General features: G+C 70.5%; 13 protein-coding genes. 10 read left to right on the top strand and 3 right to left on the bottom strand.

Annotation, left to right across the window (positions count from 1 at the left end; genetic code table 11):
- Together JK363_RS21645 and JK363_RS21640 are read left to right on the top strand one after the other, a co-directional pair.
- A complete protein-coding gene (locus tag JK363_RS21645; RefSeq protein ID WP_201876639.1) occupies positions 1-675 on the top strand; it encodes a hypothetical protein in 675 nt (224 codons plus the stop codon).
- Positions 676-805: 130 nt separating this feature from the next.
- Positions 806-1,570 (top strand): YqjF family protein, encoded by a 765-nt coding sequence (locus tag JK363_RS21640; protein ID WP_201876638.1) that lies wholly within the window; start codon positions 806-808, stop codon positions 1,568-1,570.
- 27 nt (positions 1,571-1,597) lie between these two features.
- Here JK363_RS21640 and JK363_RS21635 read toward each other — a convergent pair whose 3' ends face one another.
- Complete coding sequence (locus JK363_RS21635) at positions 1,598-2,776, bottom strand: MFS transporter (RefSeq protein ID WP_307821816.1); 1,179 nt, start codon at positions 2,774-2,776, stop codon at positions 1,598-1,600.
- Between the two features lie 148 nt (positions 2,777-2,924).
- On the opposite strand from JK363_RS21635, the gene JK363_RS21630 reads away from it, so the two are divergent.
- The 8 genes from JK363_RS21630 (at position 2,925) to JK363_RS21595 (ending at position 12,626) form a co-directional block, all read left to right on the top strand.
- Positions 2,925-3,761: a helix-turn-helix domain-containing protein gene (locus tag JK363_RS21630; protein ID WP_201876636.1), complete on the top strand. Its 837-nt coding sequence runs from the start codon at positions 2,925-2,927 to the stop codon at positions 3,759-3,761.
- A 128-nt stretch (positions 3,762-3,889) separates the two neighbouring features.
- On the top strand, positions 3,890-4,963 hold the full coding sequence (locus JK363_RS21625; RefSeq protein ID WP_201876635.1) for an ABC transporter substrate-binding protein: 1,074 nt from the start codon (positions 3,890-3,892) through the stop codon (positions 4,961-4,963).
- A gap of 8 nt (positions 4,964-4,971) precedes the next feature.
- Positions 4,972-6,033 (top strand): FecCD family ABC transporter permease, encoded by a 1,062-nt coding sequence (locus tag JK363_RS21620; RefSeq protein WP_372444824.1) that lies wholly within the window; start codon positions 4,972-4,974, stop codon positions 6,031-6,033.
- Positions 6,030-6,833: an ABC transporter ATP-binding protein gene (locus tag JK363_RS21615; RefSeq protein ID WP_201876634.1), complete on the top strand. Its 804-nt coding sequence runs from the start codon at positions 6,030-6,032 to the stop codon at positions 6,831-6,833. Before JK363_RS21620 ends, JK363_RS21615 begins: the two co-directional genes overlap by 4 nt.
- A 160-nt stretch (positions 6,834-6,993) precedes the next feature.
- A complete protein-coding gene (locus JK363_RS21610) occupies positions 6,994-8,412 on the top strand; it encodes an MFS transporter (protein WP_201876633.1) in 1,419 nt (472 codons plus the stop codon).
- A 16-nt stretch (positions 8,413-8,428) separates the two neighbouring features.
- Positions 8,429-10,267 carry an asparagine synthase (glutamine-hydrolyzing) gene (gene asnB, locus JK363_RS21605; protein ID WP_201876632.1) on the top strand — a complete coding sequence of 613 codons (1,839 nt, stop codon included), beginning with the start codon at positions 8,429-8,431 and terminating at the stop codon, positions 10,265-10,267.
- A gap of 12 nt (positions 10,268-10,279) precedes the next feature.
- Complete coding sequence (locus JK363_RS21600) at positions 10,280-11,536, top strand: cytochrome P450 family protein (protein ID WP_201876631.1); 1,257 nt, start codon at positions 10,280-10,282, stop codon at positions 11,534-11,536.
- Positions 11,537-11,684: 148 nt separating this feature from the next.
- The gene (locus JK363_RS21595) at positions 11,685-12,626 is read left to right on the top strand and encodes an L-tyrosine/L-tryptophan isonitrile synthase family protein (protein WP_201876630.1); all 942 of its coding nucleotides are present in this window, start codon (positions 11,685-11,687) and stop codon (positions 12,624-12,626) included.
- Between the two features lie 33 nt (positions 12,627-12,659).
- Here JK363_RS21595 and JK363_RS21590 read toward each other — a convergent pair whose 3' ends face one another.
- Positions 12,660-13,775 (bottom strand): ThiF family adenylyltransferase, encoded by a 1,116-nt coding sequence (locus JK363_RS21590; RefSeq protein ID WP_236075991.1) that lies wholly within the window; start codon positions 13,773-13,775, stop codon positions 12,660-12,662.
- The gene (locus tag JK363_RS21585) at positions 13,750-14,355 is read right to left on the bottom strand and encodes a hypothetical protein (RefSeq protein ID WP_201876628.1); all 606 of its coding nucleotides are present in this window, start codon (positions 14,353-14,355) and stop codon (positions 13,750-13,752) included. Before JK363_RS21585 ends, JK363_RS21590 begins: the two co-directional genes overlap by 26 nt.
- Between the last annotated feature and the right edge of the window lie 192 nt (positions 14,356-14,547).

The raw sequence follows: 14,547 nt of genomic DNA, 5'->3' as shown, positions 1-14,547 counted from the left end.
GTGACGAAGAACCGTATCGCCCTGCTGGCTCTGGCCGCCGCCCTGCTGATCGCCACCACCGTTGCGGCGACTCTCCTGATCACCGGCGCCGACGAGGAGACCTCCATCGGCAAGGCCGCACCCCGAAACGGGGACGCCGGTCTGCCCCCGCTGAAGGACGGCAGAATCCTGGCGGCGAACGAATGGCCGGACGCCTGCACGCTGGTGGACCTGGAGGACGTCAAGGCGATCCTTCCGGACGCCAAGGACATCCAGCAGCAACAACGCCGGGTCTACGCGCCCTCGATCGAGGACTTCGCCGCGGACCCCGCACAGAAGGAGAGCGACAGCGCCGATTCCGGCCAGTGCGACTACGACATGCGACTGCCGGGCGAAAAGTATCGCGCCACGCACTTCTGGATCCGTATCGACGCGGTGGCCCATCCCAAGCTGATCGCCGGTTACTACAAGAAGGTCGCGCCGGGTGCCAACATCAAGAAGACGAACGGCGCCGACCTCTGTGCCATCAACAGCCTCTCCGAAGGCAGTTGGACATGCCGCAAAGGCTCATTGATGTTCACGGTTGGCGGGCAGACCACCACAACATTCGACGGTCAGTCGGACGCGGCACCCTTCGTCTGGCGCGACCAGGTGGCCCCGCAGTTCGTACGGACCGTCACCGCGAAGGTCAGGTAGTACGGGCCCGGCATGTGGCGTTCCGACCGGAGTGGGAGAACCGTTCGTCAGGCCACGCGACGAGAACCTCCGGCAGCAGCACTGGGGTACCGGCCGCCGGGCCTGTGCCGGGTGCTGAGACACTGCCCCCGTGACCCTCGCTCCTCGTACACCGGAAGCTATCACTCCGGACCCGCCCGGCGACACCGCCCGCCCCCTTCTCACCCAGTCCTGGCTGGATCTCGCGTTCCTCCACTGGGTGGCCGATCCGGACGAAGTGGCGAGGGTCCTGCCTGCCGGGACGGTTCCCGACACGCTGAACGGGGTCACCTATGTCGGGCTCGTCGCCTTCCGTATGCACCGGGTCGGCTGGTTCCGTCTCCCCGGCATCCCCTATCTGGGCAGCTTTCCCGAGACCAACGTCCGTCTGTACTCGGTCGACGAGCACGGCCGCCGCGGTGTGGTCTTCCGCTCGCTCGACGCCTCCCGGCTGATCCCGGTGGCGATGGCCCGCACGGCCTTCCGGCTGCCCTATCTGTGGTCCCGGATGGCCGTCGAGCGCGACGGCGACACCCTCACGTACACCAGCACACGGCGCTGGCCGGGGCCCCGCGGGGCGCACAGCCGGATCGCGATACGCGTGGGGGAGCGCGTGGCCGAACCGAGCGAGCTGGAGCATTTCCTGACAGCGCGCTGGGGCATGCACAACGCCTTCTTCGAGCGTTCGGTGTACTTGCCGAACACCCACCCCCGCTGGCCCCTGCACCGCGCCGAACTGCTCCAGTGCGACGAGGACTTGATACAGGCGGCGGGACTGTCGGCCCCCACCGGACCGCCGGTGAGCCTGCTGTACTCCCCCGGAGTGCCCGTGCGCTTCGGCCGCCCGGCACGGCCCGGTGGGATCCCGACTCCCTGACGCTCGGGCAGAGTTTCTCCCCGCAAGCTACCGGAAGCGGGCCCGTCCGACGGCGGCCAGGGCCGTGAGCGGCACCGCCAGCAGCGCGGCCAGCCAGAACAACGGCCGGTAGGCATGTGCTCCGGCGGCGTGCGCGGTCAGGCCACCGGCCAGGGCACTGCCCGTGTACAGGGCCACTCCGAACATCGCGACACCGGTGGCGCGGGCGGAGGGCGCCACCTCGGTGGCCCACGCCTGGAGGGTGGAGTGCAGGAAGGACCAGCCGCCGCCCAGCAGCAGCGCCGTGACGACGAGTGTCGGCACCGACTGGTCCCATCCCGCGAGCAGGTAGCCCAGCGCCATCTGGGTTCCGCCGGCCACGATGAGCCGTACCGGTGTCCAGCGCCCGGCCAGGTGCTTGACCGCCTGCGCCGCCACCATGGAACCGACCCCGTAGAGGGCCGCGACCGCGCCGGCCACGGCGACGGGCACACCGTGTGCCTCGAGCGCGGGTGCCAGATAGGTGAGGAAGCCCAGCAGTACGGCCCCCTCCAGGAGGGCGACCGCCATGACGTACCACTGCCGGCGCGAGCGCAGCACCACACGGAACGGGGCGAGCGGCGAGGAGGGGTGCTCCCGCGGCGGCTCGGGAAGCCGTCGCAGCGCCACGGTCAGACCACCGGCGAGGAGGCCGGGCAGGGCGAACACCAGCCGCCAGCTGAGGTAGTGGGCCATGGCACCGGCCACGGCGGTGGCCACGGCCGTGCCCAGGGCGAAGGCGGTCATCAGCTCACTGAGCGGGCGCTGCCGCACACCGGCGGGCACGGTGTCACCGATGTACGTCAGCGAGGCGGCGATGGACGCGGCGAAGAAGCCACCGGCGACGGCCCGTGCGGCGATGAGGAACGGTGCGTCGGGTGCCAGCGCCGAGCACAGCGCGGCCAGTGCCGCTCCGGCGAGGGACAGGCGCATCACCCGCACCCGGCCCAGCAGATCACCGGCCAGGCCCCAGACCGGCTGCATCAGACCGTACGTCAGGGAGTAGCCGCTGGCAGCGAGGACGACGGCGGGCAGGGACACCCCCAGCCCGGACACGATGACCACGATCATGGGCGCGATGCAGAAGCGGTCGAAGTTGCTGGTGAAACCGGCAGCGCGGAGCAGCCACAGAGTGGACGGGGGCAGCGTGGCCACCGGTGGACGGCCGTTGGCGGACGGCGCGGGCACGGGTGGGAGGCCGCCAGGTGTCATGGACGGACGGGATTTCCTCGGCATGCCATCAGCCCATCACCGGGCGGGCCGGGAACGGGGCCGCAGCCTATTACCATCGCTCACAGTCACGAGCAACGCCAGTGAATCCGGGGGGACTCGCGCCATGAGCGCCGCGCGCACGCCCGCGCCGACCACGGCCCGCCGGGAGCTGGGCGCCTTTCTGCGGTCTCGCCGCGACCGGCTGCGGCCGGACGCGGTGGGGCTGCCGGACGCACCCGGCCGCCGCACACCAGGACTGCGCCGGTCCGAGGTGGCGCGGCTGGCAGGCATCAGCACGTCCTGGTACACCTGGCTGGAACAGGGCCGGGTACGCACGTCCGAGCAGGTGCTGCGGTCGGTGGCGCGTGCGCTGCGGCTCAATGCCGTGGAAGCCGCGCACGTACTGTCGTTCGTGGAGGAGAGCGCGCCGCCCTCGTGGGCACCGAGCTGGGCGTCGCCCAACCTGCTGACACTGGTACGGACGATGGACCCGCATCCGGCCGTGGTCCTGGACCCGCACTGGGATCTGATCGCGTGGAACGCCGGGTACGCTGCCCTCCTCACCGATCCGGCGCGACTGCGCCCCAAGGAGCGCAATCTGCTGTGGCTGGTCTTCCGTTGGCCTCCGGCCCGGTCCCTGCTGATGGACTGGGAGCAGGACGCGCGCGCCCTGCTGGGGCAGTTCCGGGCCCGCGCGGCGCGCAGTCCGCAGGACCCGCGGTTCGCCGAGCTGGTCGGTGAGGTGCTGACCGATCCGCACGCGGCCCGCTGGTACGAGCAGCGGGAGACGGCCGGTTACCAGCCCGCGGTGCGCCGTTTCCACCATCCGGTGGCCGGTCGACTGCGGCTGCGGTACGTGAAGCTGGCCGCCGTGGAGGAGCCCGGCCACCACTTTCTGACCTATCTGCCGGACGACCCCGCCACGGAGGAAGCGGTACGGATGCTGACGGCGACGAGCTGAGCCACGCCCTCGTCACTACTTTTCATCCCTATCGCCGACGCGGCGGGAACTCATCGCGCGTTCTCCCCGACTTCTAGACCGGGTGAGGGAAGTTCGCCCGCGTACCGAGTGGAAGCTGGAGACTTTCGATGCGTTCTCGTGTGTGGGGCGGTACGACCGCCGTCGTGCTCGTCGGCCTGCTGGCGGCGGGCTGCGGTGGTGGCGGGAAGGACACGTCGGAGCAGGGCGCCGGGGAGGCGGGCTCGGGCGACCTCCCCGGCGTCACCGTCACCGACTGCACGGGCGCCAAGGCCACCTTCTCCGGCCCCTCGAAGAAGATTGTCACCAGCAACACCTCCAGTCTGGAGCTGCTGCTGCGCCTCGGCGCCGGGGACAAGGTGATCGGCACCGGCTTCCCGCCCGGCAAGGGCACGCTGCCCGGCGCGCTGGAGGCGCAGGCGCGGAAGGTGAAGGTGCTCAGCAAGAGCGTGATCCCGAAGGAGAAGCTGCTCGGCTCCGGCGCCGACCTGTTCGTCGACACCTTCGCGTCGATGAACATGGGCGGTGGTATGGGCGACGCGCCCACCGAGGAAGAGTTCAAGGCCGTCGGGATCAAGCACATCTACCTCAAGTCCACCGCCTGCGCGGCGAAGCGCAAGGGCCCGATGACCGACCTGTCCGCCGTCGAGACCGACATCACCTCCCTCGGCGCGGTCACCGGCACGAGCGCGAAGGCGAAGGAGCTCGTCGACGGGATGAAGGAGAAGGTGGCCACCGTCCAGAAGGCGGTCAGTGGCACGGCGGAGAGCAAGCGGCCGACGTACTTCTTCTTCGACTACGACGCCGGGACCAAGCAGCCCACGGTGGTCTGCAACCGGCAGATCGCCAACGCCGTGATCACGCTGGGCGGGGCGCGCAACGTCTTCGCCGGCTGCGACGGGGACTTCAAGCAGGTCGGCTGGGAGGACGTCATCGCGAAGAATCCCGACTGGATCCAGCTCGGGGTGCGCAACCGGGGCAGTGCGGCGGCGAACGACAAGGCGTTCGACGAGGCCGAGAAGTGGCTGAGGTCCAATGCCGCCACCAAGGGCCTGAAGGCAGTGAAGAAGGGGCACTTCCTGCGTATCGGCTCCGAGCAGACCACCATCGCCGGTGTCCGGAACGCCGATTCGGTCCAGGAGATCGCCAAGACGCTGTACCCGGGCAAGGTCGGCCAGTCGTGACCTCCTTGCTGGCCCGCCGCTCCGGCACCGCCCCCGCGGAGCTGCGCGGACCGCGCACCGGCCCGCTGGCCGTCGCTCTCGGTGTGGCGCTGCTCGCGGCGCTGACCGCGGCGGTGGCCTGGGGGTCGACGTCCATCCCGCCCGGCGAGGTGTGGGGGGTGGTGTGGCGACGGCTGTCCGGCGAAGCGCCACGGCCGGGAACGAACGACCTGATCGTGTGGCAACTGCGGGTACCGCGGGCGCTGTTGGCGGCGCTCGTCGGTGCCGGGCTCGGTCTGGTCGGAACGGCGATGCAGGCCCTGGTGCGCAATCCGCTGGCCGACCCCTACTTCCTGGGCATCTCCAACGGTGCCTCCCTCGGGGCGGTCGCCGCGATCGTGCTCGGCCTCGGGACAGGAGGGGCGCTGGGGCTCGGCCTGTCGGGGGCGGCTTTCGCCGGGGCGCTGGGAACCTTCGCGCTGGTGTGGGCGGTGGCGCAGCGCCGGGGCGGGTTCGCGCCGCTGCGGCTGGTGCTGGCCGGGGTGGCGATCGGCCAGTTCCTGTCCGGCTTCACCAGCTATCTCGTGCTTCAGGCCGGGGACGAACAGCAGACCCACAGTGTGCTGTTCTGGCTCATGGGCAGTCTGAGCGGTGCGAGTTGGCCGCTCCTGGCCGCGCCCGCCGTCGCCGTACCCGCGACCCTGCTGTGGCTCCAGGCACGTGCCCGCGGGCTGAACGCCCTGACCATGGGTGACGAGACCGCGGCGGGACTCGGTGTGGATCCCACCCGGCTGCGCCGGGAACTGTTCACCCTCACCAGCCTGCTGACCGGTGTGCTGGTCGCCGTCTCCGGCGCGATCGCGTTTGTCGCACTGATGGTGCCGCACGTCTGTCGTCTGGTCATCGGTGGCGACCACCGCCGCCTGCTGCCGATCTCGGCGCTGTTCGGCGCGCTGCTGCTGGTGGTGGTCGACATCGTCTGCCGTACCGCGATGGACACGCAGGAGCTGCCGGTGGGCGTGGTCACCTCGCTGATCGGGGCGCCCGCGCTGTTGTATCTGCTGGACCGGCGGCTGGGGAGCGGCAGTTGAGGATCGACATCGAGAACCTGCATGTCGCGTACGCCGGTCGTACCGTCGTGGCGGGCGCCCATCTGATCGCGGCGGAAGGCGAGATCACCGGTCTGGTCGGACCGAACGGCAGTGGCAAGTCCACGCTCCTGCGCACGGTCTACCGCCACCTGAAACCCAGCGCCGGAAGGGTGCTGCTCGCCGGTACCGACATCCGGCGGATGGCCCCCGTCGAGTCGGCGCGGCACATCGCCGCCCTCCCGCAGGAGCGGGGCAGTGACTTCGAGCTGACCGTCCGCGAGGTGGTCGCGATGGGCCGCACCCCCTACAAGCGAGCCTTCGCGGGGGAGGACGCCCAGGACCGGGACACCGTCGCCGGAGCCCTTGCCGACGTGGGCATGGAGGATCACGCCGGGCGCCGCTTCACGGCCCTGTCCGGTGGCGAACGGCAACGCGTCCTGCTGGCCCGCGCGTTCGCGCAGAACCCGGATGTCCTGGTGCTGGACGAACCGACCAACCACCTCGACGTGCGTCACCAGGTGGAGCTGCTGGCCTTGCTGCGCGCGCAGCGCCGTACGACGCTGGTGTCACTCCATGACCTCAACGCGGCCGCCTCCGCCTGCGACCGGTTGCATGTCCTGCACGCCGGAGCCGTGATCGCCTCCGGACCGCCGCGCGAGGTGCTCACTCCGGACTTGATGGCCGAGGCGTTCGGAGTGCGGGCGGCTGTTGTCGAGCACCCGCTCACCGGCGATCCCTTGATCGCCTTCGACCACCGGGCACCAGCGGGTGCGGAGCCGACTACGGAGTGTCACAGATGAGGGGAGACTGGGGAATTCCGGGCAGGGTGCCATCTTCACTGGGCGACAGGCGGAATCGCGGGGCGGTCGCCAAGAGCCGGAACTCACCCCGCTCTCCGTCCGACCTTTGAGATGGGGCTGCCATCCGGCAGCCCCATCGGCGACGGTGAGGAGCGAAAGGATGAACCAGCGAAGTCCCGGTTCGGAACGGCCCGGTGACATACCCGCGGATTCCGCCGGTTCCGGAGGCGAGGACCGCTGGACGCTGGTGGCCGTGGCGGGCGTGCTGTCGTTCGTGGCGATGCTCGACATGAACATCGTCAATGTGGCCCTGGCGGACATCGCCGACAGCTTGGAGGTGTCCGCCGAGACCGCCCAGTGGGCCGTGCTGGCCTACCAGATCTCCGTAGTGGCCCTGCTGTTGCCGGTCGGCCGGTGGCTGGACCGCGTAGGGCCGCGCTCCGCCCTGCTGGCCGCCACCACCGGCTTCGCCCTGTGCAGTGCGCTGGCCGCCATCGCGCCCTGGGCCGGGTGGCTGATCGTCGCCCGCCTCGCGCAGGGGACGTTCGGTGCGGTGCTGTTCGTGCTGATGCCGGTGCTGGCGATCCGGTCGGTACGGCCGGAGCGGCGCGGGCGGGCCATGAGCGTGCCCGCCACCCTGGGCCCGCTGGGCGCGGTGACCGGACCGGCCCTCGGCGGTCTGCTGATCGACCACTTCGGCTGGCGGTCCGTCCTGCTGGTCAAGATCCCCTTCTGTGTACTGGCCCTGGCCGTCGCGTGGAAGGCGATGCCCCGGGACGACGGACTGCGCCCGCCCGATCGCCGGGCGGTGGCCGACGCACTGCTGGTGGCCACGGGCGTCGCGGCCCTGCTGCTGGCGTTGACGCTGGCACCGGGCGGGCCGTGGTGGCTGCTCCTCGCAACGGTCGCGCTGCCCCCGCTGTGGTGGTGGCTGCGCGGGCCGGGCGGTCGCCCGGTCACCGGCGTCCTGCGTACGACCGGGCTGCTCCCGGCCCACGGGGCCGTGCTGACCCTCGCGGCCGGATTCGCGGCCATGCATTACGTCGTCGCCCTGCACCTCCAGCGGGACGATGGCGTCAGCGCCACGACGACCGGGCTGATCGTCCTCGCCTTCCCGCTGGGCATGGGCCTGGCCGGGCCGCTCGGTGGACGCCTCGCCGACCGGTGCGGGGCCCGGTCGGTCGCGGTCGCCGGTGCCGCGCTCACCGCCACCGGACTGCTGCTGCTGGTTCCGCTGGACGGCGACTGGTCCGCGCTACAGATGGCCTGGCGGCTGGCGCTGGCCGGTGTGGGAATGGGGCTGAACGGCGGGCCCACCCAGGCCCTGGTCATGGGCGCCGCCCCACCGGAGCGGACCGCGACCGTCGGGTCGACCGTGCAGCTCGCCCGCAGCCTCGGTTTCACCCTCGGCCCCGCCCTGGCCACGGCCGCCTGGGGACTGAGCGGCGGGGCAGGAGCGGGTCTTGCCTTGGCCGCCACCGTCGCCTGTCTCGCCGTACCCCTGCTCGTATGGCCCGCCACCAAGCCCGGACCCGAGCCCGATAAGACCACCGACGCGGCGCCCGCCGCTCACCCCTGATCCAGGAGCCAGCTGTATGTGTGGAATCACCGGCTGGGCGTCCTTCCGCCCGCCCCTCCCCCACGACGCCCGCACGCGCGCCCCGGTCATCGAGGCCATGACCGCCGCCCTCACCCCACGCGGCCCCGACGCGGGCGGCGTCTGGCTCGGCCGGCACGCCGCGATCGGTCACCGCCGCCTGGCCGTCATCGACCTCGCCGGCGGCGTACAGCCCATGACCGACCGTCCGGATGAGCCGACCGCCGTGCTCAGCTACAGCGGTGAGGTCTACAACCACCACGAGCTGCGCGCCGAACTGCGGGCCCGGGGGCATGCCTTCCGCACCCGCAGCGACACCGAGGTGGTGCTGCGCGCCTACGCTGAGTGGGGCGAGGATGTCGCCGACCATCTGGACGGCATGTTCGCCTTCGCCGTCTGGGACGAGCGGGCCCAGCGGCTGCTGCTGGTGCGCGACCGGCTGGGCGTCAAACCGCTGTTCTGGGCGGCCGTCGATGGCGGCCTGGCCTTCGCCTCCGAACCCAAGGCGCTGTTCGCCCACCCCGAGATCCGGCCGCGGGTGGATGCCGACGGGCTGCGGGAGGCATACAGCCTGCTGTTCAACACCGGCCCGACCGTGTGGTCCGGTGTCCGCGAGGTCGAACCCGGTGGGCTGCTCGTCCTGGACCGCGACGGCATCCGTGAACGCCGCTACTGGCAGCTGGAGGCGCGGGCCCACGGCGACGGGCGGGACGAGACGGTCGAGCGGATCCGAGACCTGGTCGGCAGGGCCGCCCGCGGCCAGCTGGAGGCCGATGTACCGCTCTGCTCCCTGCTGTCCGGTGGCATCGACTCCACCGTTCTGACCGCCCTGCTCGCCGATGAACTGCGCCTGCGCGAAGGCCCGGACGCTCGCATCCGCTCCTACGCCGTCGATTACAGCGACCAGGCCGAGCAGTTCACCGGGGACGTACTGCGGACCGGCCATGACACCCCGTACGCCATCGAGGCCGGGGTCTTCATCGGCACCGACCACAGCACCGTCGTGCTCGACCCGCGTGCCCTGCTCGACCCCGAGCACCGCACGGCGGTCGTCGTGGCACGCGACTCGCCGATCGGCGTCGGCGACATGGACACCTCGCTCTATCTGCTCTTCGGGGAGATACGCGGGCACTCCACCGTCGCCCTGTCCGGCGAGGCAGCCGACGAGGTCTTCGGCGGCTACCCCTGGTTCCACAACCCCAAGGCCCTGGCGGCGGCCACCTTCCCCTGGCTCCTGGTCACCGGCGACGAGGCCGCCATGCCCCTCAACCCCGACCTCGACCTGCGCATCGCCGAGTTCCGCGAGGACACCTACCGCGGTGCCCTGGCTGCCGTACCGCACCTGGACGACGAGAGTCCGGCCGAGCACCGTCAGCGGGAGATGCAGCACCTCTCCCTCACCCGCTGGCTCCGTCAGCTGCTGCACCGCAAGGACCGGTTGAGCATGAGCCAGGGCCTGGAGGTGCGTGTCCCCTACTGCGACCACCGGCTCGTCGAGTACGCCTTCAACGCACCCTGGTCGCTGAAGAGTTTCGACGGCCGCGAGAAGAGCCTGCTGCGGGCCGCCGGTGCCGGTCTTGCCCCCGACTCGGTGCTGCACCGGCCCAAGAACCACTACCCGGCCACCCACCACCCCGACTACAACCGCGGCCTTCAGGACCTGGCCCGTGAGTCCCTGGCCACCGAGCGGGTCCGCGCCCTGGCCGACGAAACCCAGATCAAACCCTGCCTGGACACACCGCCCGACCGGCTGGAGTGGGGCCACCGGCTGCGGCTGGAACGTGTTGTCGACCTCGCCCTGTGGCTGGACCACCATCAGCCCGAACTCGCCCTCTGAGGAGCCCCGTTCATGACCCCCCACCACACCGAGACGGCCACCGAGCCCCTCACCGAACCGGTACCGCTGATGGGCTGCCCCTACAAGGCCGACCCCTACCCCCTCTACGAGCGCATGCGCGACACGGGCCCGGTCCACCGCGTGCTCTTCCCCAGCGGGGTACGGGCGTGGCTCGTCACCGGCTACGACGCCGCCCACTCCGCGCTCAACGACGACCGCCTGGGCAAGAACCACGACCGGGGCAACGACCGCTGGCGCGCCCGCGCCTCGATCATGCCGGAGCCGCAGCACTCTCAGCTCCAGGTCCACCTCCTCCACCAGGACCCGCCCCGGCACACCCGCATGCGGCGCTTCGTCACCGACGCCTTCACCCCGCGCCGTATCGAGGGTCTCCGGCCCCGTTTCCAACAACTGGCCGACGCCCTGATCGACGCGCTGCCCGAAACGGGCCCCGCTGATCTGGTGACCGGCTTCGCCGCCCACTATCCCTTCCAGGTTCTCGCCGAAGTCATCGGCCTTCCGAAGGAGTTGGCAGCCCGGTTCGACCGCGACTGGGGGAAGGTCGTCCAGCCGGTCGGCCCCACCGACCCCGGACGGCCGCTGTACGAGGCGCGACTGCACGGTCTACAGAGCTATATCGCCGAGATCGTCTCCCACAAGCGTGAGCATGGGGACGATGACCTGCTCAGCCGTCTGGTCGTGGCCCGCGACCACGGCGAACTGTCGCAGGAGGAGCTGGACTCCATGATCTTCCAGCTTCTGGTGGCGGGCCAGGAGCCGGTCACCAACCAGATCACCACGGCGCTGATCGCCCTCTTCCGCCACCCGGCCGAGCTGGCCCGGCTGCGTGACGACCCGGACCTCCTCCCCCGGGCGGTCGAGGAGCTCCTCCGCTACGACAGCGCCTTCGAACTGACCACCTGGCGCTTCTTCGACAAGGACAGCGACCTCCACGGGACCGAGATACCGGCCGGTGACTCCGTGATCGTCTCCCTGTGCGCCGCCAACCGCGACCCGCGCCGCTTCCCCGACCCCGACACCCTCGACCTCGACCGCAGCCCCAACCCGCATCTCGCTTTCGGCCACGGCATCCACTTCTGCCCCGGTGCCGCCCTCGCCCGCACCGAACTCCGGATCGCACTCGGGACTCTCCTCAGGCGCCTCCCCGGTCTTCGCCTGGCCATCAAGGACGAGGACATCGAGTGGATCCCGGCCGTCCTCGGCCGCGGCACCAACCACCTGCCGGTCGGCTACGACCGACGGCTCTGACACCGGCGTACGGCCGACCGGCTCCGACCGAGCAGCACCCCCCATCCGACCGACAGCGCCTGGCCACGTTCCGGCACAGCGCCATGCCGCCATGGCGCCATGTCCGCACGCCCCCACACGCCTCCCACACGCCTCCCGGAGGAACGACATGCCGTTGACTCCCGCGCCGGACACCCTCCCCACGAACATCAGCGCCGCGATCCTGAACCTGCTCCTGCCGCACCATCGAACGACCGGACACGCCCGTGCCTCCGCCGAGGCATTCCCGCACCAACTGCGCCAGATCAGTGACTTCGTACGCGAGGGCGCTCCCATCGTCTTCACCCTGCCCGGTTTCCCCTGCAAGTCCCCCAACCCCGCCAAGGTGCTCGGTCACCTCCCCGACATGGGTGAACGCCTCTCCCTCACCTTCCTCAACGCCCTGTGCGCCGAGATCGAGCGGATCCATCCGCCCGGCGCCCGCATGGTCATCTGCTCCGACGGCCACATCTTCGGCGACCTCATCGGCGTCCCCGACGAGCACATCGACGCCTACGCCGACGAACTGCGCGTCCTCATCAGCGGACTGGGCCTGGAGAGACTTTCCGTCTTCGATCTGCGAGATGTCCTGGGCGACCTGCCCCACGACGCGAAACGCAGCCACGTCCATGAGGCTTACGCCCCCGCCCTGGAATCGCTGCGCGCCGAGATCGGCACGGACGACCACACCCTCGCCCTCTACCGCGGCATCACCCGCTTTCTCGTCGAGGACACCGCCGACTACCCCGGCACTCGCTCGGCCCTCCAACGCCAGTGTCGTCAGCGGGCCTACGGAGTCATCCAGCGCAGCCGGGCCTGGGGTGACCTCATCGCCGACCACCATCCGCACTCCGTCCGTCTGTCCATCCATCCGCAGCCCATCGGCGCCCCAAAGTTCGGCATCCGCCTCCTCGACGCGCCGGACGTCTGGACCACGCCCTGGCATTCGGCCGCTCTGCACCGCGCCGACGGCAGTTGGACCCTCATGTCCCGCACCAGGGCCGCGCAGCAAGGGCGCCTGGTCCTGCGTGACGGGCGACCCAGCCACTTCACCCAGGGCCGCGCGGCCTGAAACCAGTGGTGCACCCCCGTCCGCGTGGGCGTCTCACCCGGTCACGTACCGGGTGTAGAGGGCCTTGGCACGGTTCACCCCGCCTGCGCCATGGATCAGGGTTCTGCCGCTGGCGAATGCCACGATGCGGCAACCATCGATGTCGACCCGCACACACTCGGGCGAGGAGCGCAGCGAGGGGTTCGCGCCATATCGCTGTCTCAGGCGTTCCAGATCGGGTGCGACGGCCGGGGCGCACAGCAGCACGGTGTCATCGCCGCACAACTGACGTGCCTCCGTGCCGTACTCGCCGCGCAGATAGCCGAAATCCCTGTCCCCGCAGGTGGGACACGCTTGTGAGCCGGTGCCGAACGGGGACAGGGGGACGCGGCGCAGCACCGCGTGCCAGACGTCGATCCGCAACAGGCCCGACAGTGCGGTGGCGTCCAGGCCAAGGAGGAGTTTCAGCGCCTCGGTTGCCTGGAGCGCAGCCACCGTGGCCACGGTCGACGGCAGCACTCCGCGGGTCTCACACGTCATGCGGCTCGCCGATTCGCTTGGTGTGGGCCAAAGGCATCGAAGGCAGTGGGTCACCCCGGGGACGACCGCCAGGACCGAGCCCTCGGTGCCCGCACACCCTCCGTAGACCAGCGGGGTCCCCGTTGCGACCGCGACATCGTTGAGCAGCAGCTTGGTCTCGAGGTTGTCGGCACCGTCCACCAGCAGGTCGGTCCCGGAGGCCAGCCGAAGGGCATTACTCGGTGTGAAGTCGGCGACAACGCCTTCGACACGGCAGTCCGCGTTGACACCGAGCAGATGCGCTGCCGCCGCCTCCGCCTTGAATCGCCGCGTCGCCGCGTCCTGCTCGGTGTAGAGGATCTGGTGGGTGAGGTTGCGGACTTCGACGATGTCACGGTCGATGACGCGGACCGTTCCCACCCCTCCACGAACGAGATGTGCTGCCACCGCCGACCCGAGGGCTCCGCATCCCACCACGAGGGCGCTGCGGTCTGCCAACTGTGAGAAGTCCGCCGAACGAAGCACCTCGACGCGCTCGACGATGGCGTACCGACCGCCCGAGGCCGCGGTGCCCGCGGTGGTGTCCGCCGGAGTGTCCGCTGTGGTGCCCGTACACGGCGTCCTGTCAGGCTCCGGCAAAGAGCGCCCCATCAACTTCGCGCAACTCTCCGAACAGGTGGGCTCGACCGGTTGCCAGAGCACCTGCGGCGGCCAGGCCGTCCAGGTTGTCCAGACTCTGCATCCGCACCCAGAGTTCCTCCTGTGCGTCGGCCGCCGCGAGAGCCGGGCGGAGGACCTGGGCCGACACGACCCCGGGGACTCCCCGCACGGCCGCCAGACAAGAGTCTGTCTCCCCGGTTCCGCAGGGAGCGACCAGGTGAATCGCTCCCTGCTCATTGAGGTGCCCGCCGTCACCAGCGGCAAAGCCGAGTACCCGCGCTTGCGCGAACGTACGGGCCCTGAACCACCTGGCGCGCGTCTCGCCCCACCCTCCCGCACCGGACGCCATGACGTGGTCGATCGTGGCGAGGGTGCCGAGCGTCTCGATGTCCACTCGCAACTGGTACTCGAGCTGGCCGCCCAAGGCCAGAGCGCCGCGCAGCAGCAGGAATCCGCTCACCCCGGGAATGCTGTCCCAGCGGGATGGCCAGGTGCGCACCGCTTCCTCCAGGAATCGATTCGCCTCATCGCCGCGCAGCCCCAGTTTGAATCCGAGCACGTAGCTGTACATTTTCTCCCCTTCGTTGATCGCCTGAGCGGGGCCGAGAGATCACTGCGCGGATTGTCGAAGACCGCGCGAAATGCATCGTGTCGACCCCATGGGACCGGGGCAATTCGTCCGGAGGGGATTCACCCATATGGCCGCGCTGATCCGAATGCGCATATATCGGCGGGCTGTTCGGCTCATGGACACGCCACGTGT

Origin of the sequence: Streptomyces coffeae (assembly GCF_016741875.1) — a bacterium.
In the GTDB taxonomy this organism is placed as follows: domain Bacteria; phylum Actinomycetota; class Actinomycetes; order Streptomycetales; family Streptomycetaceae; genus Streptomyces; species Streptomyces coffeae.
Note: the sequence above shows the minus strand (reverse complement) of the source record. Positions and strands in the feature narration are given on the sequence as shown.

Bases quoted from the DNA above. Each gene is read 5' to 3' on its own strand.
- JK363_RS21630 (WP_201876636.1), top strand. From the start codon at position 2,925: ATGAGCGCCGCGCGCACGCCCGCGCCGACCACGGCCCGCCGGGAGCTG.
- JK363_RS21625 (WP_201876635.1), top strand. From the start codon at position 3,890: ATGCGTTCTCGTGTGTGGGGCGGTACGACCGCCGTCGTGCTCGTCGGC.
- JK363_RS21610 (WP_201876633.1), top strand. From the start codon at position 6,994: ATGAACCAGCGAAGTCCCGGTTCGGAACGGCCCGGTGACATACCCGCG.
- asnB (WP_201876632.1), top strand. From the start codon at position 8,429: ATGTGTGGAATCACCGGCTGGGCGTCCTTCCGCCCGCCCCTCCCCCAC.
- JK363_RS21600 (WP_201876631.1), top strand. From the start codon at position 10,280: ATGACCCCCCACCACACCGAGACGGCCACCGAGCCCCTCACCGAACCG.
- JK363_RS21595 (WP_201876630.1), top strand. From the start codon at position 11,685: ATGCCGTTGACTCCCGCGCCGGACACCCTCCCCACGAACATCAGCGCC.
- JK363_RS21590 (WP_236075991.1), bottom strand. From the start codon at position 13,775: ATGGGGCGCTCTTTGCCGGAGCCTGACAGGACGCCGTGTACGGGCACC.
- JK363_RS21585 (WP_201876628.1), bottom strand. From the start codon at position 14,355: ATGTACAGCTACGTGCTCGGATTCAAACTGGGGCTGCGCGGCGATGAG.